20 protein-coding genes and 1 riboswitch are annotated in these 25,393 nt (G+C 61.5%); of the genes, 7 read left to right on the top strand and 13 right to left on the bottom strand.

The window, feature by feature from the left end; all coding sequences use genetic code 11:
* Positions 1 to 137: 137 nt before the first annotated feature.
* The 4 genes from V6F91_RS13785 (at position 138) to V6F91_RS13800 (ending at position 5,225) form a co-directional block, all read left to right on the top strand.
* Positions 138 to 1,676: an HDOD domain-containing protein gene (locus V6F91_RS13785; protein ID WP_332765265.1), complete on the top strand. Its 1,539-nt coding sequence runs from the start codon at positions 138 to 140 to the stop codon at positions 1,674 to 1,676.
* A gap of 42 nt (positions 1,677 to 1,718) precedes the next feature.
* The gene (locus tag V6F91_RS13790; protein ID WP_332765267.1) at positions 1,719 to 2,555 is read left to right on the top strand and encodes a rhodanese-like domain-containing protein; all 837 of its coding nucleotides are present in this window, start codon (positions 1,719 to 1,721) and stop codon (positions 2,553 to 2,555) included.
* Positions 2,552 to 3,412 (top strand): archaetidylserine decarboxylase, encoded by an 861-nt coding sequence (asd, locus tag V6F91_RS13795; RefSeq protein WP_332765269.1) that lies wholly within the window; start codon positions 2,552 to 2,554, stop codon positions 3,410 to 3,412. Before V6F91_RS13790 ends, asd begins: the two co-directional genes overlap by 4 nt.
* A gap of 67 nt (positions 3,413 to 3,479) precedes the next feature.
* Positions 3,480 to 5,225: a molecular chaperone gene (locus V6F91_RS13800; protein ID WP_332765271.1), complete on the top strand. Its 1,746-nt coding sequence runs from the start codon at positions 3,480 to 3,482 to the stop codon at positions 5,223 to 5,225.
* Between the two features lie 102 nt (positions 5,226 to 5,327).
* On the opposite strand, the gene serB is transcribed toward V6F91_RS13800, so the two are convergent.
* Positions 5,328 to 6,542: a phosphoserine phosphatase SerB gene (gene serB, locus V6F91_RS13805; RefSeq protein ID WP_332765273.1), complete on the bottom strand. Its 1,215-nt coding sequence runs from the start codon at positions 6,540 to 6,542 to the stop codon at positions 5,328 to 5,330.
* A 133-nt stretch (positions 6,543 to 6,675) separates the two neighbouring features.
* On the opposite strand from serB, the gene V6F91_RS13810 reads away from it, so the two are divergent.
* Positions 6,676 to 8,181: an AhpA/YtjB family protein gene (locus tag V6F91_RS13810; RefSeq protein ID WP_332765275.1), complete on the top strand. Its 1,506-nt coding sequence runs from the start codon at positions 6,676 to 6,678 to the stop codon at positions 8,179 to 8,181.
* 364 nt (positions 8,182 to 8,545) lie between these two features.
* On the opposite strand, the gene V6F91_RS13815 is transcribed toward V6F91_RS13810, so the two are convergent.
* From V6F91_RS13815 to V6F91_RS13855, 9 genes are all read right to left on the bottom strand, one after another.
* Positions 8,546 to 9,259 carry a PqiC family protein gene (locus V6F91_RS13815; protein WP_332765277.1) on the bottom strand — a complete coding sequence of 238 codons (714 nt, stop codon included), beginning with the start codon at positions 9,257 to 9,259 and terminating at the stop codon, positions 8,546 to 8,548.
* A 185-nt stretch (positions 9,260 to 9,444) separates the two neighbouring features.
* Positions 9,445 to 11,709, bottom strand: a complete 2,265-nt coding sequence (gene parC, locus V6F91_RS13820; protein WP_332765279.1) for a DNA topoisomerase IV subunit A — start codon at positions 11,707 to 11,709, stop codon at positions 9,445 to 9,447.
* A 7-nt stretch (positions 11,710 to 11,716) separates the two neighbouring features.
* Positions 11,717 to 12,241, bottom strand: coding sequence for a retropepsin-like aspartic protease family protein (locus tag V6F91_RS13825; protein WP_093105455.1), 525 nt, complete (start codon positions 12,239 to 12,241; stop codon positions 11,717 to 11,719).
* Positions 12,238 to 13,227, bottom strand: coding sequence for an esterase-like activity of phytase family protein (locus V6F91_RS13830; RefSeq protein ID WP_332765281.1), 990 nt, complete (start codon positions 13,225 to 13,227; stop codon positions 12,238 to 12,240). The genes V6F91_RS13825 and V6F91_RS13830 overlap by 4 nt, the downstream gene beginning before the upstream one ends.
* Positions 13,227 to 15,134, bottom strand: coding sequence for a DNA topoisomerase IV subunit B (gene parE, locus V6F91_RS13835; protein ID WP_332765283.1), 1,908 nt, complete (start codon positions 15,132 to 15,134; stop codon positions 13,227 to 13,229). Before parE ends, V6F91_RS13830 begins: the two co-directional genes overlap by 1 nt.
* 41 nt (positions 15,135 to 15,175) lie before the next feature.
* Complete coding sequence (locus tag V6F91_RS13840; protein ID WP_332765285.1) at positions 15,176 to 15,784, bottom strand: YqiA/YcfP family alpha/beta fold hydrolase; 609 nt, start codon at positions 15,782 to 15,784, stop codon at positions 15,176 to 15,178.
* Between the two features lie 172 nt (positions 15,785 to 15,956).
* Positions 15,957 to 16,772: a 3',5'-cyclic-AMP phosphodiesterase gene (gene cpdA / locus V6F91_RS13845; RefSeq protein ID WP_332765287.1), complete on the bottom strand. Its 816-nt coding sequence runs from the start codon at positions 16,770 to 16,772 to the stop codon at positions 15,957 to 15,959.
* A gap of 98 nt (positions 16,773 to 16,870) precedes the next feature.
* Positions 16,871 to 17,323, bottom strand: a complete 453-nt coding sequence (locus V6F91_RS13850) for a DUF1249 domain-containing protein (protein WP_090280686.1) — start codon at positions 17,321 to 17,323, stop codon at positions 16,871 to 16,873.
* Positions 17,314 to 17,931: an NUDIX domain-containing protein gene (locus V6F91_RS13855; protein ID WP_093105471.1), complete on the bottom strand. Its 618-nt coding sequence runs from the start codon at positions 17,929 to 17,931 to the stop codon at positions 17,314 to 17,316. Before V6F91_RS13855 ends, V6F91_RS13850 begins: the two co-directional genes overlap by 10 nt.
* Before the next feature lie 231 nt (positions 17,932 to 18,162).
* Here V6F91_RS13855 and V6F91_RS13860 point away from each other — a divergent pair, with 231 nt between their 5' ends.
* Positions 18,163 to 18,909, top strand: a complete 747-nt coding sequence (locus V6F91_RS13860; protein ID WP_332765291.1) for an RsiV family protein — start codon at positions 18,163 to 18,165, stop codon at positions 18,907 to 18,909.
* Here V6F91_RS13860 and cytX read toward each other — a convergent pair.
* Positions 18,878 to 20,170, bottom strand: a complete 1,293-nt coding sequence (gene cytX / locus V6F91_RS13865; RefSeq protein WP_332765293.1) for a putative hydroxymethylpyrimidine transporter CytX — start codon at positions 20,168 to 20,170, stop codon at positions 18,878 to 18,880. The two genes, V6F91_RS13860 and cytX, sit on opposite strands and share 32 nt — an antisense overlap.
* 103 nt (positions 20,171 to 20,273) lie before the next feature.
* On the bottom strand, positions 20,274 to 22,163 hold the full coding sequence (gene thiC / locus V6F91_RS13870; RefSeq protein ID WP_332765295.1) for a phosphomethylpyrimidine synthase ThiC: 1,890 nt from the start codon (positions 22,161 to 22,163) through the stop codon (positions 20,274 to 20,276).
* Between the two features lie 147 nt (positions 22,164 to 22,310).
* Positions 22,311 to 22,416: riboswitch (TPP riboswitch) on the bottom strand.
* Positions 22,417 to 22,622: 206 nt separating this feature from the next.
* Between thiC and V6F91_RS13875 the strand changes: the two genes are divergently transcribed.
* Positions 22,623 to 24,056 (top strand): TolC family outer membrane protein, encoded by a 1,434-nt coding sequence (locus V6F91_RS13875; protein WP_332765297.1) that lies wholly within the window; start codon positions 22,623 to 22,625, stop codon positions 24,054 to 24,056.
* Positions 24,057 to 24,110: 54 nt separating this feature from the next.
* On the opposite strand, the gene waaA is transcribed toward V6F91_RS13875, so the two are convergent.
* Entirely contained in the window at positions 24,111 to 25,385 is a 1,275-nt protein-coding gene (gene waaA / locus V6F91_RS13880; protein WP_332765299.1) for a lipid IV(A) 3-deoxy-D-manno-octulosonic acid transferase, read from the bottom strand.
* Between the last annotated feature and the right edge of the window lie 8 nt (positions 25,386 to 25,393).

The following is a 25,393-nucleotide window of genomic DNA, read 5'->3' on the forward strand; positions in this document are numbered from 1 at the left end:
CAAGGTCATATTCGGAAGTTAAAAAATCTCTTCTTCTACTTATCGGCAAAACTGCGCCAGACTATAGCCAGTTCAGGCGAAAAGCCAATTTAGCCCATGCCGGGCGCGTCTACAGTCAGTGAAGATCCCGTCCAGACATGGCTAATGAAACGAACGTCCCACACGCAAAACCGACCACGCTCGACGGTTGGGTCAAGCTTCTCGACGGCGTCCGGCTGCCTGTCCCGCAAGCGGCGCACGACAAAGTCTGCCGGGCGATCCGCGACAATCGCAGCTCGTTACGCGACATCGCCGATCTGATGCAGGACAGCCCGGCGCTGGCCTTGAGCATCCTGCGTGAGGCGAATCGTCACACCCACGGCACCATGGCCACGCCCGCGGAAAATCTCGAGGTCGCGATCAACCGCCTCGGCCTTGCGCGCACCGAAGAACTGCTCACACGCCTGCCCGCCGAACCGCAGATGCAGATCCCCAAGGCCCTGCGCCAGTTGCAGTTGATCAGTCAGCACGCAACGCAACAGGCCAACGGCTTTTTTGCCAGTCGCCTGGCGCGGCTGTGGCAGGACATCCATTGGGGCAGCCTGCTGTTTCTCTCGCCGCTGTGGCCGCTGGCGCTGACCTTTCCACAACTGCTTGAGGAATGGGAGCTGCGGGTTATCCACAAACGCGAACCGGCGCACCTCGTCGAAAAGCAATTGTTTGGCGTGCGCCTGCTTAAAATTGCCGATGCGCTGGTCGAGGCCTGGCATCTGCCGATCTGGGTCCAGCAAGGCTATAAACTGCTGCTCAACGAACAGCGTGAACTGGTGAAGGTGTTGCGTATCGCCCGCGATAGCGAACATCCGCTGCGTCAGCAAAACCGCCTCGACGATGACCCGACCCTGCGCCGCTGGCTCAATCAGCCGGCCAATACGGTACTGCTGGCTAACGGGCTGGCGCTGTCGGCGCATCAGGCCTGGGACAGTCCGCACAGTGAGCGCTGGCAGTACCTGACCAGCCTTTATCTACAGATGTCCAGGGACGAGGTGCAACAGCAGTTGCACCAGCAAGCGGCGAATAGCGCGCGCCAGCATGCCATGCCGGATTTGTGGCACCCGGCGGTTGCGCTGCTGTGGCCATGGGGCACGCGACGCCTGCCGGCGGGGATGTTGCCTGCGGCGGCGCCATCCTCTGATGACCTCAGCGAATGGCGTCGGCAATGCGCCGAACTGCTCGCCGAACCCAGCCGTTTCACCAACGCCATGAGCCTGACCGTCGCCGCGCGCGATGCGCTGGCGGCCAGCGGGATGCGCCGGGTAATGATTCTGATGGCCGACCGCACGCACTCGACGCTGCGCGTGCACCAGACTGCCGGCCTGCCTAAGGAAGCCGGCGCGCTGAGTTTCGTCGTCAGTCAAAGCAAGGTGCTGCAACGCCTGCTGACGCAACAGGCGCAGGTGCGCATCACCCCGGAAAACACCGCGCAGTTTTCCGCGCTGTTGCCGGCGAGCCTGCGCACGCTGTTCCGTGGCGAACATCTATTCCTGCGCTCGCTGGTCAACAACGGCCGAGTGATCATGATCGTCGTCGCCGACCAGGGTGGCGGGCCGTTCGCCGATATCAGCGTGCAAGCCTTCGCCAAGACTGCGCAGTGCATCGAAAAAGCCCTGCACAGCTTTAGCAGCCGTGGCCGATGAGGCTGCGCTACAATCCTCCCCTTTGTGCTCTGGAGACCTCGCATGTCTGACTTCTCTGGCTTGGGGCTCGTCATCGAGCCGAGCGACCTGCTCCCGCGACTCGAGTCCCCGGAACTGATTCTGGTGGACCTGACCAGCCCTGCGCGCTACACCGAGGGTCACCTGCCCGGCGCACGTTTTGTCGACCCGAAACGCACCCAGCTTGGCCAGCCCCCGGCACCGGGCCTGCTGCCGGCGAAAGCCGATCTGCAAGCGCTGTTCGGTGAACTGGGGCATCGCCCGGATGCGGTTTATGTGGTGTATGACGACGAGGGCGGCGGCTGGGCCGGGCGCTTCATCTGGCTGCTCGATGTCATCGGCCACGACAAATACCACTATATGGACGGTGGCCTGCCGGCCTGGCTGGCGGAAGGTCTGCCGATGTCGATTCAGGTACCGCCAGCCGTCGGTGGCCCGGTGGCGCTGACCCTGCACGAAGGGCCGACGGCCACTCGTGAATACCTGCAAAGCCGCCTCGGCGCCGCCGATCTGGCGATCTGGGATGCACGCGGCCCGCTGGAGTATTCCGGTGAAAAAGTTCTCGCGGCCAAAGGCGGACACATTCCCGGTGCGGTCAATTTCGAATGGACCGCTGGCATGGACAAGGCGCGCCAGTTGCGCATCCGCACTGACATGCCGCAGATCCTCGAACAGCTCGGCATCAGCAAAGACAAAGAAATCATTACCCACTGCCAGACCCATCACCGGTCGGGCTTTACTTATCTGGTGGCCAAATCCCTCGGTTATCCGCGGGTCAAGGGCTACGCCGGTTCCTGGGGCGAATGGGGCAACCACCCTGACACGCCCGTCGAGATTCAAGCTTCCAAGGAAAATCAATGAAAGAGCGTCTGTTTATCCTCAGCCAGTACCTGCTGCCGCATCACCTGCTGTCGCGTCTGGCTGGCTGCATTGCCGAGTGCCGCGTGCGCTGGTTCAAGAATGCCTTCACCCAATGGTTCGCAAAGCGCTACCAGGTGGACATGTCGCAAGCGCTGGTCGAAGACCTGACCGCGTACGAGCACTTCAACGCCTTCTTCACCCGCGCCCTGAAAGATGGCGCGCGTCCGCTGGACCCAACCCCGGGCGCGATTCTCAGTCCGGCCGACGGCGCGGTCAGTCAGCTCGGCCCGATCGAGCACGGTCGCGTGTTCCAGGCCAAGGGCCACAGCTTCAGCGTGCTCGAATTGCTCGGCGGTGACGCGGCCAATGCAGCGCCGTTCATGGGCGGCGACTTCGCCACCATTTACCTGTCGCCGAAGGATTACCATCGCGTGCACATGCCACTGGCCGGCACTCTGCGTGAAATGGTCTACATTCCGGGGCGGATCTTTTCGGTGAATCAGACCACTGCCGAAAACGTCCCGGAACTGTTCGCCCGCAACGAGCGGGTAGCGTGCATTTTCGACACCGAACGCGGGCCGATGGCCGTCGTTCTGGTCGGCGCGATGATCGTCGCATCGATCGAAACCGTCTGGGCCGGCCTGGTCACGCCGCCGAAGCGCGAGCTGAAAACCTTCCGCTATGACGAAGCCGCCCGCGCGCCGATTCATCTGGAAAAAGGTGCTGAACTGGGGCGCTTCAAGCTCGGTTCGACGGCGATCGTGCTGTTTGGCCCGGATCAAGTGAAGTGGGCTGAAGAGCTGGTGGCCGGTTCGCCAGTGCAGATGGGCCAAGGCCTGGCACTGCCAAAAGCCTGATTGGAGCGCAGCGGGGGCAGCACAGTGTTGCTCCCACACTGCGCGATTTGCTGCTATGGTTTTTGGCATGAGCCAGACCCATTCCGCATTCCCGTTGCGTGCCCCGACTCCCAGTCAGCCGCGCCTGTCTTTTTGCGAAGCGAGCCCGCGCGACCTCAAGCGCTGGATCGCCGGCCTGCCCAAAGCCAACGTCGGCGAAACCGCACGCCAGTTGTATCAGGGGCTTGGCGAACTCAACCAACTGCTCACGCCCAGCGACAACCGCCTCGCCCTGCTCGAACTGCTGCGACCCGAGGTGTATTTCGTCTGTCAGCATCTGGAGCGGCACTTTTTGCATCAGGCGATCATGCTCGACGAGCGTTCGCGCAAGATCAGCAATCTGTGCCAGGCCCTGCAAGGCCATCTGGCGATCGGCTATATACAGATCGTCCTGCGCATTGCGCCGAAGTACCGCAAGGAGCGCGCGGCACTGGTCAGCACCGCCCTGCAACGGGCCACGCATGCCTTGAAAGGCCAACTGCTGCGCGCCACCCAGCTGTACAGCGCGCCGCCGGAGCAACTGTGGTTCGAACTGCATCAGCTGTATCGCAACGCGGTTGAACTGCAACTGCAACATCGACGCGTGCACGACGATTTGGCCAGCCTCACACCTGAACTGAGCCAGGAACAGACCTACATCGCCGCGCTGCTGTTGGGCAGCGCTCGTTGCAATCAGTTGCGGCAGAACCAGATTGCGCGGTTGGGCGAAGCGTTGGAGCCATGGAGCACCCTGCTCAAGTTGCAGCCCGCCGGGCCAGACACAGGCCTGTTTGCAATCAGCGCCGAACTGGATGTCGGCCCGCGTTATCGCAGCATGTTTCGCAGCGAGCAACGCAGCAGCCTGCTCAGCTTCGATCCACAACCGCTGGTGGCTGCCATCGAGGCGCATCTGAATCAGCAGTCGGCCGTGACGCTGCCGATTCCCACAGGCCTGAGCCTCGATACCCTGCAACATTTGCACGCCACCTGGGGCCAGACTGCCGAGCGCAGCTTCCAACGCACCGCCGGCCAAGGCAACCTCACCGTGTGCGTGGGCATGAGCGCCCTGCACTTCTACCTCGGTGGCGGACGCACCTTCAGCGAATTACTCAAGCACCCCGGGGCGCGCCCGGCGAATTTCAGCCAGGTGGTCGCCAAAGGCGAAAAGGACAGCTGGAGCCAGGCGTACGACGCGGCGCCACAAAGCAACGATGAGTATCTGCCCTACGAAGAAATCCAATACGACCAATTGATCGAAGACGAGGGCAGCGAAGCCACCGCCGATTATCCCACCTACGCCCTGCCCGTGATCAATCACAGCCCCGGCGGTTATTGCCTGGCATGGCCGAATGAAATCCCTGCCGAATTGCAGGCAGGGGAAATGCTCGGCATTCAGGACAGCGCCGGCCAGGGCTGGAGCATCGCGGTGATTCGCTGGATACGCCAGGTGCGCGGGAGCGGCACGCAGATGGGCATCGAACTGGTGGCGCCGCATGCCCAGCCCTGCGGCTTGCAACTGGTACGTTCAAAGGATGACCACAGCCAGTATCTGCGCGGCTTGCTATTGCCGGAGATCAGCGCAATCGACTTGCCGGCAACCTTGCTCACGCCGCGGCTGCCATTCCAGGAAGGTCAGAAAGTGTTGATCAACACCCAGGGCGAAGAACATCGCGCCGGGCTGGACCGACGCGTGGCGAGTACGCACAGCTTTAACCAGTTCGCCTATCGCTCGCTGGAGGCTGCGCAGAATGGCGGTAGCGAAGAGGATTTTGATTCGTTGTGGAAGTCACTTTAGACCGCGGCGCTGCCTTCGCGAGCAGGCTCGCGCCCAAAGGAGCCTCATTCCAATGTGGGAGCGAGCCTGCTCGCGAAGAGGCCAGCTCAAGCAATGAAAATCTCAGACCTGCCCATCACGATCGCGGAAGCCCAGCAGATACAGCACACCATCCAGACCAAGCGTCGAGATCGCCTGCTTCGCCGATTGCTTGACCAGCGGCTTGGCGCGGAACGCCACGCCCAAACCGGCAATTGCCAGCATCGGCAGGTCATTCGCGCCGTCGCCCACGGCAATGGTCTGCTCCAGACGCAAACCTTCCTTGTGCGCCAATTCTCTTAGCAGATCAGCCTTGCGCTGGGCATCGACAATCGGTTCGATTGCCACGCCGGTGCACTTGCCGTCGACCACTTCCAGTTCGTTGGCGAACACGTAGTCGATGCCGAGTCTGGCCTGCAGTTGCTTGGCGAAGTAGGTAAAGCCGCCGGACAGAATGGCCGTTTTGTAACCCAGCCGCTTGAGTTCGGCGAACAGCGTTTCCGCGCCTTCGGTCAGGCGCAACGAAGCGCCGATCGAGTCGAGCACGCTGACGTCCAGACCTTTGAGCAGAGCCAGACGCTCCTTGAAGCTGGCGCGGAAATCCAGTTCGCCGGCCATGGCGCGTTCGGTGATTTCCGAGACGCGGTCACCGACGCCGGCAGCCTTGGCCAACTCGTCGATCACCTCGGCTTCGATCAGCGTCGAGTCCATGTCGAACACGGCCAGACGCCGGTTGCGGCGGAACAGCGAATCTTCCTGGAAAGCGATGTCGACGTTCAATTCCTGAGCAACGCTGAGGAACTCGGCACGCAGCGCTTGCGGGTCGGCTGCCTCACCGCGCACGGAAAACTCGATGCAGCCCTTGCCCTGATCGGCCGGGGTGTCCAGTGCCATACGTCCCGACAAACGGTCGATATGGTCGATATTCAAGCCATATCTGGCGGTGATCGAACTGACCGCCTGCAATTGTTCGGCGGTGACCTTGCGGGTCAACAGCGTGACGATGTGGCGTTTTTTGCCCTGATTGCCCACCCATTGCTGGTAATCCGCTTCGGACACCGGGGTGAAGCGCACCTGCTGGTCGAGCTCGTAGCCTTTGAACAGAATGTCCTTGAGCACGGCTTTGCCTTGCTCGGAGTCGGGGATTTCAACCAGGATGCCGAACGACAGGGTGTCGTGGATCACCGCCTGACCGATGTCGAGAATGTTCACCCCACCTTGGGCCAGAACACCGGTAATGGCTGCCGTCAGACCCGGTCGGTCGACTCCCGTGATGTTAATCAGGACGATTTCGCGCAACGCGCACCCCCGCAACTGGAAAAAAACCGCATTCTACGCACTTTCAGTGACCATCGGGCACCGCCAGCGCTTTGCCGGTCTGGGGCCTGTCGCTATACTGCGCGTCAACTTCACGGACAAAGAGCCGAGCTCAGTGAACCGGCCCACGCCTGTTAAAACCGATAACTTCTTCCTGCTGATCTTCCGTGCACTGCGCCACCGCCGTGTACCGATTGCATTGCGCATTGCCAGCCATAACGTGATCCTGGTCGCTCTGGCCCTGGTGATCTATGCCGGCGTGATGGGCCTGCAATTCAAGCAGGCCATGCACCAGCAGGCCGATGCGCTGGGCGAAAGCCTGACCACGCAGACCGCGACTTCGGCCACTGAGCTGTTGGTGTCCAACGACATCCTCAGCCTCAATGTGCTGCTGAACAACCTGACCAAGAACAAACTGGTGGCCCATGCGGCGATCTACAGCGTGGATAACCGCATCCTCGCCGAATCCGGTCAGCGCCCCAAGCACAGCCTGCTCGGCGAAGCCGAAGGGTTGTACGAGAGCAAGATCACCTTCCAGGACGTGACTGCCGGGCAACTGCGCATCAGCCTGGACATGGACCAGTTCCAGCAGCCGATGACCATCAGCCTGCAAAGCATGGGCATTCTCAGCGGTATTCTGCTGGCGCTGTCGCTGGCCCTGAGCTTGCGCATGGGCCGGCATCTGTCGACACCATTGCTGCAGTTGCGCGTATGGCTGCGGCGGATCGACGAACACACGCCGGGGATCGATCGTCAGGATGAAATCGGCGATCTGGCGCGGCAGCTGCACGCCAGCTACGCCCCGGAGCCCGCGCCGGAACCTGCGCCCGTGTTCGAAGACGAAGAAGACGAACCCGAATTCGAGGTGCGCAATCTGCGCGACCCAAGCTTCGACGAAACCCGCCCGATGGCCGCTCAAAAGCCTGCACCGCGCCATCTGGTCAGCACCATCGAGGACGATGAGGACGATGATGCGTTTGCCGATCTGCGCGACGAATCGCTCGACGACGCGACGCAACCGCTCGTGCGCAAGCCCACGCCGAGCGTGCCGCAGCACACCGCCGTTCTGGCCGTGCAGCTCGGCTCGCAAGAGCAACTGCGGCGGTTGCCGCGTGCGCGTCTTGAAGAATTGCAGGAGCGCTATCGCGATTGCCTCGAGCAGGCCGCTTCGCTGTATCAGGGCGAGATCGAAACGCTCAACGATGGCAGCACGCTGATGTTGTTTCACACCGAAGATTGCGGTGACGATTACCTGACCAACGCGATCTGCTGCGGTGAACTGCTGCGCGCACTGGGTCATCAGTTGCAGATCGAGGTGGCGGACAGCGGCATCACCCTGCAATTGCAGCTGGGCCTGACGCTGGGCGATGAGTTGTTTGGCCTGAGCCAGATCGACCTGTTGCTGACCGATTCGGCGCAGGATGCCCTGGCGCTGTCGCAACACAGCCGCAACCTGCTGCTGGTCGAGCGCAAGATCAGTGACGATGCGCTGATTCGCCAGCGTGCACGGATTCGCCCGATCGCCAGCCCCGAAGGCGCATGCTGCGTGGAGCGGTTGATGGAGCCGTATCCGTCGATGCTCGAGCGGCAACTGGCGCGGATGCATGAGCGTCGGGCTTAAGCCTTAGGCCTGAAAAATGAAAGCCCGCAGATGAGGGATTGTCTGCGGGCTTTTTTGTGTGCGGTGTTAATGAGGTCGCGTTCATCCCCTAAAAACCCCTCACCCTAGCCCTCTCCCAGAGGGAGAGAAGACCGATTGGGGGATATTCGAGAATTACATCGACATGAACGTTTGGCTGTAAATCCATAATCGCCAAGATCTCTCAGGTCGATGTAAGACGCCAGACAGCTCGGTCAGTCCCCTCTCCCTCCGGGCGGTCCGACGTTTCGGGAGGGCTAGGGTGAGGGGCTTTCGATCTTTCACGCAGAACCCCAGACACAACAAAGCCCGCACAAGGCGGGCTCTGTTCTGACTCGAAACAGGCTTAGAAGCGAAACACTTCCATATCCGTACGAATCGGCGAGGCCATCGGAATCTTCGGCTGCTTTTCGGTTTCCGCGGCCGGGGCTGCCGGCTTGGCGTCCCGCTTACGCGGCGCCTCGGCCACCGGTGGCTGATTGGCCAACGGCTTGAGCGCCACCGACAACTGCTCGGCCAGACGCTGCAACAGGATGCCCTGCGCCTGCACCTGCGAAGCGGTACTGCCGGCATGCAGCTCCTGCAGATGAACAATGCGGTTATCGCGCACCTGACCGCGACGGTCGATCAAGCGCCACTGCGCATCGAGAATCGCCGGTTGCTTCGCACCGGAATCCAGACGCGTGATGGTCAGCAGCACTTGTACATCCGGAGTAAAACCGGTCGTCGCCGGAGCCAGCACCACACGCTGGCTGTCCAGATGACCGGCGACCTGACGCATCAGCAACTGGTCGATATCCGACGAAAGGCTGCCGGCCCAGCGACCGTCCGTCGCCGCCTGCAGGCTGCCGTCGGGCTGGCGCTGCAGCAAAGTCTCTCGTTGCAGGTAGTCCGCTACGACTACCGGCCCCAGCAAAACCGCCATGCCTGCGCTTTGCGCAGGCTGAGCCGGACTTCCGCTGTCCAGCTGATACAGCGACACCGGCTGGTGTACGCTGCAACCCGCCAGGCCAAGAACGCCGGCGAGCAACAAAAAAAGAGGAAGGCGCAGAGCAATCATCATCCCGTCCAGGTGGCCGCCACAAGGCTGACCACAGTGAAAGTACTCAATAAATATGAAGAACGCTCGGCCACGCCGGCGCTTGAAAGGCCATATCATCCGTGAATATGCGTTCCGACTCCAGCGCCAAAGTGTCGATCCACGTGTTTAATCGCAGATCGAGCGCTCTAGGAGGGCATTCTCGCCTAATTGAGGTTTTCGACGAGCAGCGCATCGACCCTTTGAAAGCCCCTCGGGAGTTTATTTCCGCGGCGACCACGCTCACCTTTGTAGTGTTCGAGGTCATCGGCCTTCAGTGACAGGGTGCGTTTGCCAGCCTGCAACACCAGAGTGGCGCCTTCCGGAAGGACGGCGATGTCTGTCACGTATTCCTCGCGACTGGCGACGCGTTCACCGGAGATACCGATGATCTTGTTGCCTTTACCCTTACCCAATTGTGGCAGATCGCTGATTTTGAAGATCAGCAGGCGACCTTCGGTCGTGACCGACGCCAGCCAGTTTTGTTCACGGTCGGCGACGGAACGCGGGGCGATGACCTTGGCGTTGTTCGGCAGACTTAACAAAGCCTTGCCGGCCTTGTTCTTGGCTTGCAGGTCTTCACCCTTGACCACGAAGCCGTAGCCGGCGTCGGAGGCGATCACGTACAACGCGTCGTCTTCAGGCATCAGCACGCATTCGAACGAGGCACCCGGCGGCGGCGTCAGACGACCGGTCAATGGTTCGCCCTGACCACGGGCCGACGGCAAGGTGTGCGCGGCGACTGAATAGCTGCGGCCTGTGGAGTCGATAAACACCGCAAACTGGTTGGAGCGCCCGGCTGCAGAAGTCTTGAAGCCGTCACCGGCCTTGTACGACAGACCCGTAGCATCGATGTCGTGGCCCTTGGCCGAACGCACCCAGCCTTTTTCCGACAGCACCACGGTGACTTTCTCGTTCGGCAGCAGATCGTGCTCGGTCAGCGCCTTGGCTTCAGCGCGCTCGACGATCGGCGAGCGACGATCATCGCCGTAGGTCTCGGCGTCTTTCAACAGCTCGGTACGCACCAGCTTCTTCAGCTTGGCTTCGCTGCCGAGCAGCGCTTGCAGTTTGGCTTGCTCCTTGAGCAGTTCGTCCTGCTCGTCGCGCAGCTTCATCTCTTCCAGTCGCGCCAACTGACGCAAACGGGTATCGAGAATGTAGTCCGCCTGGATTTCGCTGAGGGCGAAGCGCTCGATCAGTTTGGCCTTGGGGTGCTCCTCGGTACGGATGATGTGGATCACTTCATCCAGGTTGAGGTAAGCGATGAGCAAACCGTCCAACAGGTGCAGGCGGCGCTCGACCTTGTCGAGGCGAAATTGCAGGCGACGACGCACGGTGAGTACGCGGAATTCCAGCCACTCGACCAGCAACGCGCGCAGGTTTTTCAGCTGCGGCTTGCCGTCCAGACCGATGATGTTGACGTTGACCCGGTAGGTCGACTCCAGCTCGGTACTGGCGAACAAGTGCTGCATCAGCGCGTCGTGATCAACGCGGCTGTTGACCGGGATGATCACGATGCGGCATGGATTTTCGTGGTCGGACTCATCACGCAAGTCAGCGATCTGCGGCGCTTTCGACGGTTTCGCCTGCATCAGCGCGGCGATCTGCTCCAGCACTTTGGCACCGGAGACCTGATGCGGCAGCGCGGTGACGATAATGTCGCCGTCCTCGACGTGGTACACGGCGCGCATGCGCACCGAGCCCTTGCCGGTTTCGTACATTTTCAGCAGGTCGGCACGCGGCGTGATGATTTCCGCTTCGGTCGGATAATCCGGGCCCTGAATATGCTCGCAGAGCTGTTCGACCGTGGCTTTCGGCTCATCGAGCAGGCGCACGCAGGCGGTGGCGACTTCGCGCAGGTTGTGCGGCGGTACGTCGGTGGCCATGCCCACGGCGATACCCGTGGTGCCGTTGAGCAGAATGTTCGGCAGGCGCGCCGGCAGCACCAGCGGTTCCTGCAGGGTGCCGTCGAAGTTCGGGCCCCAGTCGGCAGTGCCCTGGCCCAGCTCGCTGAGCAGCACTTCGGAATAGCGCGACAGCCGCGCTTCGGTGTAACGCATGGCGGCGAAGGACTTCGGATCGTCCGGTGCGCCCCAGTTACCCTGGCCGTCGACCAGCGTGTAGCGATAGCTGAACGGCTGGGCCATCAGCACCATCGCTTCGTAGCACGCCGAGTCACCGTGCGGGTGGAACTTGCCGAGCACGTCACCGACGGTACGCGCCGACTTCTTGTGCTTGGAATCGGCATCCAGCCCCAGCTCGCTCATGGCGTAGACGATACGCCGCTGCACCGGTTTCAGGCCGTCGCCGATATGCGGCAGCGCGCGGTCCATGATCACGTACATCGAGTAGTTGAGGTAGGCATTTTCGGTGAAGTCAGCCAGCGACCGGCGTTCTACGCCGTCTAAGCTGTCTGCAAGGATGTCGCTCATGCGGGCCTCATCGGTTCGTTGTCTGGCGCAGCAGCATGGTGCCACCGCGCTGAGTAAATTCAAGTCTGTTCAGGGCGCTCATGCCGAGCAGCACCTGATCGCCATGCAGCCCCGGCGCCACCAGTGCGCGAACGTCGCGCAAAACGATGTCGCCCAGTTGCAGGCGGGCAATTTTGGTTCGGTAGCCCTGGCTGAGGCCATTGGCCGTGCTCAGGGTCACACCGAAACCTTCTTCGAGCTTCAAACGCTTGGCCAGATCCGCCGGGATCGACACGTCGGTCGCCCCGGTATCGAGCATGAACTCCACCGGCTCGCCGTTGATCTGCCCGCTGGCGACGAAATGCCCTTGAGCATTGCTCGCCAGTTTCACTTCGATAAACCCTTCGCCCTGCTCGGACGTGACGACGATGTTCGGATTCTGCTGGCGCTGTTCCCACTGGCCGAAAAAACGCGTGGCCAGAAACAGCGCCGCGCACCAGGCGAGCACCATCAGCACCCGCCCGGCGCGTTTGCCCGGTGGCTGCTGGCTCATGGCCGGGCACCCCAACCGCCGTCTGGCGCGGCGAAACGCCAGACGATCGGGCGGACCTCACCGTCTGCACGCGGACCGAAATTATTGTCGACGCCCACCCAGGCACCATCGGCATCAATGATCAGCGCTTCTTCGAGTCCGTAGTTCTGCGCGTAACGGCGATTGGCTTGCAACAGTTCGGCGGCATACGACCAGCACTGCTCGACCTTGGCCGTCAGCGCATCGCGACGACAGATCTGGAACGCGTTGCGCTCAAGGGTGAACAGCTTGCCGTTGAACAACGCAATATCGGAAAAATCGCGATCCACCGCTCTGGCATGGGGGAACTGCGGCGGCTGCATCTCTTTGCCGCCCTCGCTGAGCAGCACGCAGCGACCCTCGCAATCCCACACCGCCTGCTGGCGCTTGATCAACAGCAAGCCACGGCTTTGACGTTCGGCGGCGAGCCACATCTGATCGCCCGCCGGGTTGATTGCCAAGCCTTCGAAAATCGCATTGAAATGCAGCAGCATGCCGCTGGCCCGCGCTTCACGCACCATCATCGGTGAAATTTTCAGCCAGTTGGCGGGGCCAATGAGGGGCACCTGCAGGACCGCCGCATGGCCTTCGCTGACCAGGTAGCGATTGCCCGCGCGGTCGCAGCTGATGCCTTCAAAATCCAGGTCGCCACCGCGCACGAACGACGCCGCCCAGTTGCGCGAGCGCAAGCCCCATGGCAAACCGGTATCCGGCACCAGCGGCACGTCGATGCGCATGGCTTCGGCCTGCCAGACCTGAGCGGTGGTATCGAGTCGGTAGATCTGATCGTCATCGCGATCCGATACCGCCCACAGTGCGTCGCCGCACATCGCCAGCCCCGACAGATTGCCACCGCGCATGCCTTCAACGGCATGCTCGGACAGCACGCGCAGTTCCTGCAACGGCTCGGCCGACACGCTCATCGCACTCAGCAGCAACGCACACGCCAGGGCCAAGCCACAACGCATCAGGCCAGCACCTCGGCGAGGTTGCCTTTGGATTCGAGCCAGGATTTACGGTCGCCGGCGCGTTTTTTCGCCAGCAGCATGTCCATCATTTCCGAGGTTTCGGCGAAATCTTCGCCGAGCGTCAATTGCACCAGGCGCCGGGTGTTCGGGTCCATGGTGGTTTCGCGCAGTTGCGGCGGGTTCATTTCACCCAGACCCTTGAATCGGGTGACCTGCGGCTTGCCGCGCTTCTTCTCAGCGACCAGACGATCAAGAATGCCGTCGCGCTCGGCCTCGTCGAGGGCGTAGTAGATTTCCTTGCCCAGGTCGATGCGGTACAACGGCGGCATCGCTACATAGACGTGACCGGCATCGACCAACGGGCGGAAGTGCTGGACGAACAACGCGCAGAGCAGCGTGGCGATGTGCAGGCCGTCGGAGTCGGCGTCGGCAAGGATGCAGATTTTGCCGTAGCGCAGCTGGCTCATGTCCGCCGCGCCCGGATCGACGCCAATGGCCACGGCGATGTTGTGCACTTCCTGGCTGGCGAGCACTTCGCTGCCGTCGACTTCCCAGGTGTTGAGGATCTTGCCGCGCAAGGGCAGGATCGCCTGGAATTCCTTGTCGCGCGCTTGCTTGGCGGAACCGCCAGCGGAATCACCTTCGACCAGAAACAGCTCGGAACGCATCGGGTCCTGCCCGGCGCAATCCGCCAGTTTGCCTGGCAATGCCGGGCCTTGGGTGACGCGTTTGCGCTCGACCTTCTTGCTCGCTTTCAGACGACGGCCAGCGTTGTTGATCGCCAGCTCGGCCAGGGCCAGACCGGTTTCCGGGTTGGCGTTGAGCCACAGGCTGAACGCGTCCTTGACCACCCCGGAGACGAACGCCGCGGCTTCACGCGACGACAAACGCTCTTTGGTCTGGCCGGAGAATTGCGGTTCCTGCATTTTCATCGACAGGACGAAAGCGATGCGCTCCCAGACGTCTTCCGGCGCCAGCTTCACGCCTCGCGGCAGCAAGCTGCGGAATTCGCAGAATTCGCGCATCGCATCGAGCAGGCCCTGGCGCAAACCATTGACGTGGGTACCGCCCTGCGCCGTCGGAATCAGGTTGACGTAGCTTTCCTGCACCGCGTCGCCACCTTCCGGGAGCCACAACAGCGCCCAGTCGACCGCCTCTTTATTGCCGGCGAACGCGCCGCAGAACGGCTCGTTCGGCAGGCGTTCGAATTCGCTGACCGCGTCGACCAGATACGAGCGCAGGCCGTCTTCGTAATGCCACTCGACTTTTTCACCGGTGCCTTTGTCTTCGAAGCTGACCAACAAGCCCGGGCACAGCACAGCCTTGGCCTTGAGCACATGCTTGAGGCGGCTGATGGAGAATTTCGATGAATCGAAGTATTTCGGGTCCGGCGCGAAGTACACGCTGGTGCCGGTATTGCGCTTGCCGACGGTGCCGACGATTTCCAGCTCGGAGGCCTTGAAGCCATCCTTGAAGGTCATCTGGTATTCATTGCCGTCACGTTTGACCCGCACGCGCACTTCGGTCGACAGCGCGTTGACCACGGAAATACCCACCCCGTGCAGACCGCCGGAAAACTGGTAGTTCTTGTTGGAAAACTTGCCGCCCGCGTGCAGCTTGGTGAGGATCAGTTCGACGCCTGACACGCCCTCTTCCGGATGGATGTCGACCGGCATGCCACGGCCGTCGTCGCTGACTTCCAGCGAGTGGTCGGCGTGCAGGATGACCTGGACCGATCGGGCGTGGCCGGCCAGGGCTTCGTCGACGCTGTTGTCGATGACTTCCTGGGCGAGGTGGTTCGGCCGACTGGTGTCGGTGTACATGCCGGGGCGTTTGCGCACCGGGTCGAGGCCCGAGAGGACTTCGATGGCGTCGGCGTTATAGGAGCTAGCGCTGGGAGTGGCCATAGGGTCTCGTCGTCAGTCATTCATTGAATAGGGGCAAGACTTCACAGTGCGGTGAAATCGATTGCCTGATACGTATCGGCGCCAATGCCGGCAAAACTCAGCAATGCCGGCAATTGCCCGGCAAAGCCCTGGAAACTGTGATCGCCACCGGCCTGGATGCGCAGGGCACAGGCGCGGTAATACTGCTGGGCGAGGCGATAATCCAGCGTTTCGTCGCCGGTTTGCAACCAGACCTGATAGCGCTGCGCATCCTGCGGTGCTGGCACTTCAAGTTCGGCCAGCGCCGCGACGTGGTCGTGGGTCAGATCCCAGGTTTCATCGGTATACAGGTTTTTCTGCGGGCCCAGATAGCCGTCGAACATCCGGTGCGGGCTGACCGCCGGGTTGACCAGCAAGGCTTTCAGGCCATGGCGCGCGGCCAGGTGAGTGGCATAGTAGCCGCCGAGCGAACTTCCCACCAGCAGCGGCCGGCCGAGTTCGGCAATCGCTTGCTGCAACTGACCGATGGCTTCGCGCGGATGATGATGCAGGGCCGGCACCCGCAGCTGCTCGCTCAAACCCAGCCGCTCCATCACCGTCACCAGCTGACAGGCCTTTTTCGAGGCCGGCGCACTGTTGAAACCGTGGATATAGAGGATCGAACCGGACATTTGAGTTCCCTGACTGTCGGCGAAAGACAGCGGAGTTTACAGGGAGTCAGGGCAATCGTGGGTGTTTGTGAGGACGCCTTCGCGAGCTGGCTCGCTCCCACAGGAGAAACACATTTCAAGGTGGGAGCGACGGTGCGACGATTCGACCTGCTCGCGAAGAGGCCAGCGAGCCTCAGTAGCCGTTGGAACCGTAATCAACGGTGAAAGCAAAACCGCTGACCCGCTCGACACCCGTCTCCAACCGCCCATCCGGCCAGAGCCGCAACCAGCGATACCCCGGCGCCTGCTCACCGACCTTGAAATCCACACTGCCCGGCTCGAACTGGATGCAGGTCGAAGGCGAGGCCATCAGGCGCACGCCATTGCGCTCGCGATCGATTTCCTGATGCACATGCCCCCACAACACCGCGCGCACCTGCGGAAAGCGATCCAGTACGTCGAAAAACGCCTCGGGATTGCGCAAACCGATCGGCTCCATCCACGCGCAGCCGATCGACACCGGATGATGGTGGAAACACACCAGATGATGGCGCTCCGGCGCTTCGCTCAGCGAGCGGGCCAGCAATTGCAGCTGATCGTCCTGCAGAAACCCAGGCACCGAGCCCGGCACGGCTGAATCGAGCAGCGTCACTCGCCAGTTGCCGATATCGACCACCGGTTCGAGCAAGGTGCTCTGTACCGCGGCCTCGGCCATGATCATCGGTTCATCGTGGTTGCCTGGAATCCACCGCGCTGGTGCATCGATCTGCGCGCTCATCTGCCGGAATGCCTGATAGGACTCCAGCGTGCCGTCCTGGGAAATATCGCCGGTGGCCAGCAGCAGATCGATCTGCGGCTGCTGCTCCAGCACCAGGTCGATGACTTTTTGCAGGCTCTCGCGGGTTTTCATGCCCAGCAGCGCACCGTCCGCTTCAGCGAACAGATGGCTGTCGGACAACTGCACCAGCAGCGCCGGATCGGCGGTGGTCAACGTGGATACGCTCGGCAAAGGCGTTCTCCCAAGGCAAAGCACGGATTCGGTAGGTGCCGCAATTATGCTGGGGGTTCAGGCAAAGAGGAAACCGGCGAACCGGACGCAGTTCACAACTAGCGTACGACTTCGTACTCATGCCCCAACGCCAGGCAGTGACTCAGCCATTCCCCCAGGAACAGATTGAGCTGAGCCTTTTCATCCGGCTGGTACATCGAAGCGTTCGGGTAAGGATAGATGCCGCGAAAGCGTCGTGCATGTTCGGCACTGACCACTTCGGCCATGCGTGCGTCGTGATAGACCTGCACTTCGAGTTGCGGCACCGGCAGCCAGGGCAGGCTGTGTTCCTGACGCACCTGCAACGTCGTGGTGTACGGGCAGGTCTGCAGCACTTCGAGGGCGAGCACGCCGAGCATCTGCTCGCCCTGGGTCACGGCGATGCGCCGCGCCTCGGGCTCGCTGCGCATGTCCGGCAGCAAGCGCATCAGGCGCGCGTAGTTGGCCTCGCAGGCGGCTTGCAGCCCCACGAGGTCGACTCGATAACGATCGCGCAGCTTGTTTACAACCATAACCCCCTCACTTCGGCGCGGTTCAGCGCCAGCCACTGCAAGGCGATGATGCTCGCCGCATTGGCAATGCGTCCGTCACGGACGGCCTGCAAGGCATCTTCAAAAGCCCAGACCGTAACGCGGATATCTTCTGCCTCTTCTTCCAGGCCATGCAGGCCACCCACACCCTCGGTGCTGCAACGCCCCAGATACAAGTGCACGAATTCGTTGCTGCCACCCGGCGAAGGGAAATACTTGGTCATCGGCCACAGCGCCTTGATGTCCAGCCCAGCTTCCTCCTGCGCTTCGCGGTGAGCAACTTCTTCCGGTTGTTCATCCTTGTCGATCAGACCGGCAACCAGTTCGACCAGCCACGGATTGTCGGCCTTGCCCATGGCGCCGACGCGAAACTGTTCGATCAGCACCACTTCGTCGCGCTGCGGATCGTAGGGCAGCACGCACACGGCGTCGTGACGGACAAAAATCTCCCGGTTGATCTCGCGGCTCATGCCACCGGCGAACAGTTCATGGCGCAGGTGCACACGATCAAGCTTGTAGAAGCCCTCGTAGCATTTTTCGCGGCGCACGATATCGACGGCGGTCGGAATGGCGTTGGCAAAATCGGTCATGAGCATCCTCTCTTTACTGCAAATCCATGACGAGGTTGCATTGAGTGATCGGGCAACCTCGACTTCGCGCCATCCTAACGCGCCCGCACCGTTTGATGCAGCCCCTTTACCGTCAGCGGGATGGACGGTGACGGCGAAACCCACTCTAATTAGCTTAGTGGCGAACTGACTGCTTCGTTGAGAGTCGAAGCGGTAACTTTTTTGCCTTCCCCTGCTTTCGAAAGGACGCCCATGTCGCTTTTCAAAATTGCCTCTGTGGCCGCAATCGCCCTGACTTTGGGCGCCTGTGCCAGCCTGTTCCAGCCCAACTACCGTACGCCGCTGGAAACCAAACGCGATGCCTCGGAACAGCTCAAACCCGGCTGCGCCAACCCTGAATGCCCGCTGGTGAACATCGATACGTTGCAATTCCCGGACGAACCGGCACTGGACGGCATCATCGAAAAACGCCTGCTGCAGATGACCCGCACTGAGAAAAACGCCCCGGTCGCGCCGACACTGGCGGCTTATCGCGAACAGTTTCTGGCCAGCGCCGGCCCGCGCTACAGCAGCTACCTGCAAGCGAAAGTACGCGAGCAGCATGACGGCTTGGTGATCATCGAGCTGTCGAGCTACCTCGACACCGGCGGTGCCCATGGCACGCCGGGTCGCGGCTTCATCAACTATTCGCGCCAGCAGCACAAGGTGCTGAACCTGTCCGACATGTTGTTGCCGGGCCAGGAAGAAGCCTTCTGGAAAGCCGCGCAGGTTGCACACAACAGCTGGCTGATCAGCACCAAGCTCGATCAGGAGCCGGAATTCTTGGCGAACTGGCCGTTCGTGAAAACGCCGAACGTGGCGCTGACCTACGGCGGCGTGATCCTCAAGTACGACGTGACCACCATTGCGCCTTACGCGCTGGGCCACGTCGAACTGAAGATTCCTTATCCGCGCCTGAACGGCATTCTCAAGCCTGAGCTGTTTCCCGGCCGTAACTGAAAGCCCGGCCCAGCACCAGCTGCAATAGCCCTGCCAGCACCAGCGCCGGCAGGGTTGCGCCGACATCCGGATACAGATTCGCCAGCAAGTGGTAAGTGCTCACGCCACCCAGCCACGCCAGCAACGCCGGCCAGCGCAACGCCGCTGATGCTACTTGGGCGCTGCGCTTGCGCAGGATGAAGTGATCGACCAGCACCACGCCGAACAGCGGCGCAAACACCGAGCCGATCAGCAAGAGGAAATTCTGGTACTGCGCCAACGGTGCCAGCATGGCGATCAGCGTGCAGATCACGCCGATGGCCAAGGCCAGATGCTCGACTTTCAGACGCAACAGAACCCCGCTCGATACCGCTGCCGAATGAATGTCGGCGAAGGCGTTTTCCGACTCGTCGAGCAGAATCAGCAGCAACGGAATGCCCAGCCCGGCGCCAGCCAGTGCCAGCAACAGCGCGTTGACTTCACCGCTCGGCGCGAAAGCCAGGGTGTAGGCGACGCCGAGGCTCATCAGCCAGAAATTGCCGATGAAGAAACCCACAGCGGTGCCGCCGAAAACGTTCTTCGCACGCTTGCCGAAACGCGAGTAGTCGGCAATCAATGGCAACCACGACAACGGCATGGCGATGGCAATGTCGAAGCCCACGGCGAAGCGCATCGAACCATCCCCGGCGCGCGCCCAGAGTGCGGCCAGATCGGCTTTGGCGAACAGATTCCAGGTCAGCCAGAGGCAGGCCGCGAGCAACAGCCAGATGCCCCACTTGCGCAGGATCTGCCGCACGAACGTCAGCGGTCCACTCACTGCCAGCAAGGTCGCCAGCGCACCGAAGAACAAAGTCCACAGGATCGGATTGGCCCACAGTGAACCTTCGCTGAACGCACGGGTGCCGAGCAGGCTGGCAGCGTCGCGCATGACGATGATTTCGAACGAGCCCCAACCGATTAATTGCAGCAGATTGAGCAGCGCCGGCAGGCTCGCGCCTTTATTGCCGAGGCTGAGTTTCAGCGCCGCCATCGACGACAGGCCAGTGTCGCTGCCGATCACGCCGACGGCGGCCAGCAGCAACACACCGACCAGCGTGCCGAGGAAGATCGCCAGCAGCGAGCCGGACAGGCCCAGGCCAGGCGCGAGCAAGGCGCCGGTCTGCAAGACCATCAGGCCGATGCCGAGGGAGAACCACAGGGAAAACAGATCGCGACCACCGAATACACGTTTGTCCGCAGGTACGGCGAGGTCGGGGGAATAAGTGCCGGGTTGAATGCTCAAGGGTGCTGATCTCACAGTAGTGATAGCTACAAGTTGCAAGCCACAAGCTGCAAGAAAAAGCAGGTTTCGCAACTGCTTTTATCTTGCAGCTTGCCGCTTGTGGCTAGACTTTTTTATAAAGCTGACTGCCTTCCTGCCTGAACCGCTCGGCCTGTTCCGCCAGGCCTTTGGCGACGTCCACGTCGACCGCGTCGATGCGCTGGTTGGCCGCGTATTCGCGGACTTCCTGGGTGATTTTCATCGAGCAGAACTTCGGCCCGCACATCGAGCAGAAATGCGCGACTTTCGCCGAGTCTTTCGGCAGGGTTTCATCGTGGTAAGACCGCGCGGTGTCCGGGTCCAGGCCGAGGTTGAACTGGTCTTCCCAACGGAATTCGAAGCGCGCCTTGCTCAAGGCGTTGTCACGAATCTGTGCGCCCGGATGCCCTTTGGCCAAGTCCGCCGCATGCGCCGCGATCTTGTAAGTGATGATCCCGGTCTTCACGTCATCCTTGTTCGGCAGACCCAAGTGTTCCTTCGGCGTCACGTAGCACAGCATCGCGCAACCGAACCAGCCGATCATCGCCGCACCGATACCGGAGGTGATGTGGTCGTAACCCGGCGCGATGTCGGTGGTCAGCGGGCCGAGGGTGTAGAACGGCGCCTCGTCGCAGCATTCCAGCTGCTTGTCCATGTTCTCTTTGATCAACTGCATCGGCACGTGGCCCGGGCCTTCGATCATGCATTGCACGTCATGCTTCCAGGCGATCTTGGTCAGCTCGCCGAGGGTTTCCAGTTCGCCGAATTGCGCTTCGTCGTTGGCGTCGGCAATCGAGCCCGGACGCAGGCCATCGCCCAGCGAGAAGCTGACGTCGTAGGCCTTCATGATTTCGCAGATTTCGTCGAAATGGGTGTAGAGGAAGTTCTCTTTGTGGTGCGCCAGGCACCACTTGGCCATGATCGAACCGCCACGGGAAACGATGCCGGTCACGCGTTTGGCGGTCAGCGGCACATAACGCAGCAGCACGCCGGCGTGGATGGTGAAGTAGTCGACGCCCTGCTCGGCCTGCTCGATCAGCGTGTCGCGGAACAGTTCCCAGGTCAGGTCTTCGGCAACGCCGTTGACCTTCTCCAGCGCCTGATAGATCGGCACGGTACCGATCGGCACCGGCGAGTTACGGATGATCCACTCGCGGGTTTCGTGAATGTGCTTGCCAGTGGACAAGTCCATCACCGTGTCCGAACCCCAGCGAATGCCCCAGGTCAGTTTCGCCACTTCTTCTTCGATCGAAGAACCCAGCGCGCTGTTGCCGATATTGCCGTTGATCTTCACCAGGAAGTTACGCCCGATGATCATCGGTTCCAGTTCGACGTGGTTGATGTTGGCCGGAATGATTGCGCGGCCGCGGGCGATTTCTTCGCGGACGAACTCCGGGGTGATTTCTTTCGGGATGCTCGCGCCGAAGCTGTGGCCGGCGTGTTGCTGCTTGAGCAGGCCGGCCGCGCGGGCCTCTTGCAGCTTCATGTTTTCGCGGATGGCGACGTATTCCATCTCGGCCGTGATGATGCCTTTGCGCGCGTAGTGCATCTGGCTGACGTTGGCCCCGGCCTTGGCCCGGCGCGGGTTGTTGACGTGAGCGAAACGCAGCTTGGTCAGCTCGGCATCGGCCAGACGCTGCTGACCGAAATTCGAACTCAGGCCCGGCAGACGCTCGGTGTCGCCACGGTCATCGATCCACGCCGAACGCACATCGCCCAGACCTTTGCGCACATCGATCACTACGTTCGGATCGGTGTACGGACCGGAGGTGTCGTAGACGGTGACCGGCGCGTTGATTTCGCCGCCGAAGTCGGTCGGGGTCACGTCGAGGCTGATTTCGCGCATCGGCACACGGATGTCCGGGCGCGAGCCCTGAACGTAGACTTTTTGCGAACGGGTGAACGGCTTGACCGATTGCTCGTCGACCTTGGCCGAGTCACTGAGGTTGATCGCGTTTTTTTCTTTTGTCGTCATCACGGGCTCTCCAGACAGCATCCAGCAGTGGATTGTCGGAGGAGAACCTGAGAGGCACGGACGCACCAGAACCGGTGCTGTGCATTCGTCATGAGGACGTTCGATTGTCGAACAATTTCCCGGACGAAGCACAAGAGGACTCGCCGGGTGACGAGAAATCTTGTTCCCTACGCAGGCGCTAACCTGATCAGGTTCAACGGGATCCGAAATTATTCGATCTCAGCCTCATAGCAAGGCACCCCGACAAGAACCCGGCCAGTCTAGACACAACCGCCGAGGAACGCCAACACCGCAGCGAACGCCGTGATGAATGGCGTAAATACACCGGTGTACCCGATTGTTGCCGAAGCAATGCGCAACTACACTCGCTGTGCCTTGCCCAGCCTTGACGCTGTGCGGGCTGCGCCTTACCTTTGGCGCCCGGATTATTTCCATAATATTAATGCTAGGGATCGCCTCATGCTGCGCAAACTTTCACTGGCTGTTGCCGTGTCTTGTGCGTCCACCGCAATGGCCTGGGCGGCCGAAGCGCCCTTGTCGACCAAAACCGATCTGGTCAGCGTCTATCAGGAAGCGGTCGACAACAATGCCGATCTGGCCGCCGCCCGCGCCCAGTACGGCGCGCAGAAAGAAGTGGTGCCACAGGCCCGCGCCGGCTTGTTGCCGAATCTGTCCGGTGGCGCCGAAGTCGCCGACGTGCGCACCTCGATCGACCAGCCTTCGGCGATTGCCAATCGCAGCGCTCATTCGTATCAGGCGACCCTCGCCCAACCGTTGTTCCGCGCCGATCGCTGGTTCCAGTACCAGGCCGCCAAGGACGTCAACGAACAGGCCGCCCTGCAACTGTCGGCGACCGAACAGAACCTGATCCTGCAAACCGCTGAAAGCTATTTCAATGTGCTGCGCAGCCAGGACAACCTCGCCTCGACCAAGGCCGAAGAAGCCGCCTTCAAGCGTCAGCTCGACCAGTCCAACGAGCGCTTCGATGTCGGCCTTTCGGACAAGACCGACGTGCTGCAATCGCAAGCCAGTTACGACACCGCACGGGCCAACCGCATCGTCGCGCAGCGCCAGGTCGATGATGCGTTCGAAGCGTTGATCACCCTGACCAACCGCCAGTACAACTCGATTCAGGGCATCGTCCACAGCCTGCCGATTCTGCCGCCAGCGCCGAACGATGCGAAATCCTGGGTCGACACCGCGGCGCGGCAAAATCTCAATCTGCTCGCCAGCAATTACGCCGTCAGCTCGGCCGAGCAAACGCTCAAGCAGCGCAAGGCCGGGCACTTGCCGACCCTCGATGCGGTGGCCAAATACGAAAAAGGCGACAACGACGCGTTGGGCTTCGCCAATCCGAATTCGTTTGGCGCGCCATATGGCGGCAACGTCGAACAGAGCACGCTGGGCCTGCAACTGAACATCCCGATCTACAGCGGCGGGCTGACCAGTTCGCAAGTGCGCCAGTCCTACGCGCAACTCGATCAGAGTGAGCAACAGCGCGAATCGCTGCGCCGTCAGGTGGTGGAAAATACGCGCAACCTGCACCGCGCGGTAAACACCGACGTCGAGCAGGTGCAGGCGCGCCGCCAGTCGATCATCTCCAACCAGAGCGCGGTGGAAGCCACGGAAATCGGTTATCAGGTCGGCACGCGCAATATCGTCGACGTGCTCGACGCGCAGCGTCAGCTGTACACCTCGGTGCGCAACTACAACAACACCCGCTACGACTACATCCTCGACAATCTGCGTCTGAAACAGGCGGCGGGCACGTTGAACCCGGGGGATCTGCAAGACCTGCGGCGCTATCTGAAAGCCGACTACAACCCGGACAAGGATTTCCTCCCGCCGGATCTGGCGTCGGCAGCCGAGGCGCAATTGAAAGCACGGCCTTGAAACAAAAAAAAGATCGTCCGAGGCATGCCCGGACGATCTTTTTTTATGCCCGACTTATTTGATCAGCCTGCCCAACCCCTCCAGCAAACGCTGTAACGCGCCCTGATTACGGCGCATCACCGCCAGCCCGGCCTCCGCCATGCGCTGCGCATCACGTGGCAATTCGAACAAGCGCTGCACCTCGACCGCCAGCCCTTCAGCATCGTCTACTTCGGCCAATGCCCCGGCTTCGCGCAGTTGCGCGGCAATGTCGAGAAAGTTGAACAGGTGCGGGCCACTGATCACCGGTTTTGCCAGCGCTGCCGGCTCGAGCAGATTGTGCCCGCCGTTGGCGACCAGGCTGCCGCCGACAAAAGCGCTGTCGGCCAGGGCGTAGAGAAACAGCAATTCGCCCATGGTGTCGCCGAGCAGCACCGAGGTCTGCGCATCGACAGGGGCGCCGGACGAGCGACGCACCGTGGCGAAACCTTCGCGCCGGCACAGCTCGAACACCGAGTTGAAACGTTCCGGGTGGCGCGGCACCAGAATCAACAAGGCGTCGGGGTGATTGGCCAACAGGCGGCGATGGGCGTCGAGCACCACTTCGTCTTCGCCTTCGTGAGTGCTGGCGGCAATCCAGACCGGACGCTCGAGTGCCTGCCACTGAGCGCGCAGTTCGGCGGCGCGTTGCAGCAGTTGCGGGTCGATGATCAGGTCGAACTTGATCGAACCGGTGACTTCGACGGTTTCCGGTCGCGCGCCCAGATCGCGGAAGCGCTGAGCCTCGGCTTCGGTCTGCACGGCAAACAGACTCATTTCAGCAAGCATCGGCGCGGTGAGTTTACTGAAGCGACCGTAGCCTTTGGCCGAGCGCTGCGATAAACGTCCATTGGCCAGCGCCACCGCAATCCCACGCTTGGCGCATTGGTGAATATGGTTGGGCCACAACTCGGTTTCCATGATCACCGCAAGCTTCGGTTGCGCGCGATCCAGAAAGCGCGCCGCCGCACACGGCAAGTCATACGGCAGATAGCAATGCTGGATGCGCGGCTCGTTGGCGAACAGGGCCTGAATCCGTTCCGAACCGGTCGGGGTCATGCAGGTCACGGTGATCGGCAACTGCGGATAACGCTGCAGCAAGGCGCGGATCATTGGTGCGGCGGCAATGCTTTCGCCCACCGACACGGCGTGAACCCAGATGCCGCCGGGCTGCAGTGTCGGCATGTTGCAGGAGAAACGTTCGCCGATCCGTTTGGCATACGCCGGCGCCTTGCGCGCGCGCAGCCACAGCCGAATCGCCACCAATGGCAGCCCCAGGTAAAACAGCGCGGTGTAGAGAGTTCTATTCATGGCGGCGG

The sequence above is a fragment of the Pseudomonas koreensis genome, assembly GCF_036668835.1.
In the GTDB taxonomy this organism is placed as follows: Bacteria; Pseudomonadota; Gammaproteobacteria; order Pseudomonadales; family Pseudomonadaceae; genus Aquipseudomonas; species Aquipseudomonas koreensis_I.